2 protein-coding genes are annotated in these 1370 nt (G+C 47.3%); both read left to right on the forward strand.

The window, feature by feature from the left end:
• Positions 1-319, forward strand: a 319-nt coding sequence (locus R7P72_RS24475) for a lytic murein transglycosylase (protein ID WP_318110893.1), incomplete at its 5' end; no start/stop codon positions are given.
• A gap of 74 nt (positions 320-393) precedes the next feature.
• The gene (locus R7P72_RS24480) at positions 394-1338 is read left to right on the forward strand and encodes a LysR family transcriptional regulator (RefSeq protein ID WP_005460577.1); all 945 of its coding nucleotides are present in this window, start codon (positions 394-396) and stop codon (positions 1336-1338) included.
• The last annotated feature ends 32 nt before the right edge of the window (positions 1339-1370 follow it).

Here is a 1370-nt window from a genome sequence, read left to right on the forward strand (position 1 = left end):
GAGCGAGTCTGGCTGGGACGATAAGTTTACTTGGGGGCGCCAAGTGAAGGTGCCGAAAGGGATTGATCGTAGCCTAGAAGGACGCAGGGCAGAAAAAGGCAAATATCTTCAGGAGTGGAGTAAACTTGGCATCACGAAGTACGATGGCAGTCCATTACCTAAACTGAATGAAGATATCCAAGCATGGCTTATCATGCCTGACGATGAAAACGGTCGTACTTATCTGGTTTACAATAACTATAACGTACTGATGAAGTGGAACCGCTCTTACTACTTCGCGCTTGCCGTCAGCCATCTTGCTGATCGCATTTCATTCTAGTTCGTTAGTAAATACTGTTTTATAGGGGCTCTTCGGAGCCCTTTGTTTTTCCCACATTCTTATCGAGGTACTGCGTGTTATCTGAACGTGCTGCGCAAATGGTGATCTTTTCTGCATTGATCAAACATAAAAACTTTACTGCGGCGGCGAAAAGCCTTGGAGTGTCAGTATCTCACGTCAGCAAACAGCTTAGTCAGTTAGAGGAATCTCTTGGCATCAAGCTTGTTCAACGCACCACGCGTAGTTTTACGCCTACCGAAGCGGGAAAAACGTTTTATCATCATTGTGAACAAGTGGTGCAGGCGGTGAGTAGTGCGACGTTAGAAATGGAAAGCCAAAGGGATGAAGTGGCTGGGCTGGTTCGCCTCGGGTTATCTCAATCATTTGGAACGCTGCACATCATTCCTGCGATTCAAGAGCTGCGTGAGTTGTATCCACAGCTTCAAGTGGAAGTGCATTTGTTTGACTACAAGGTCGATATGCTGGCGGAAGGGCTCGATCTGTGGGTAACAAACAATGAGCACCTACCAGAGGGCTACATTGCGCAGCGTTTGACAGACTGCCAGTTTGTGGTGGCAGCATCGCCAGATTATTTGCTTAAGTATGATACTCCGACTGAGCCGAACGACTTGTCTTTGCACAACTGCTTGATCTATCGCAGTTGGGAGCGTGATTACACAGGATGGGCATTTACCAAGGGACAACAAGAGCTCAACGTAAAAGTCTCCGGAAACTACTCTGTCGATTTAGCAGAAGCCGTACGTGACGCCGCGATTGCTGGATGGGGGATTGCGTATCTCGCAACGTACTTGCTTGGTGATGAGTTCAGAACGGGTAAGTTGATTCAACTATTGCCAGACTGGAAAGCGAGCCAGTCGATGCCATTTTATGCGGTGTACCCGAGTCGTCAGCACATGCCGAAAAAAATATCAGCCGTTATCAACTTTATTAAACAGAAAATTGGCAACCCGTGTCACTGGGATCAGCGCCTCGCACCTTACATCTCTATTCCCAAGTAGATTCGTTAATAACGTTCAAGAGGTGTTTCTGG

This window comes from Vibrio sp. Vb0888 (assembly GCF_033338835.1).
Classification (GTDB): Bacteria; Pseudomonadota; Gammaproteobacteria; order Enterobacterales; family Vibrionaceae; genus Vibrio; species Vibrio alginolyticus.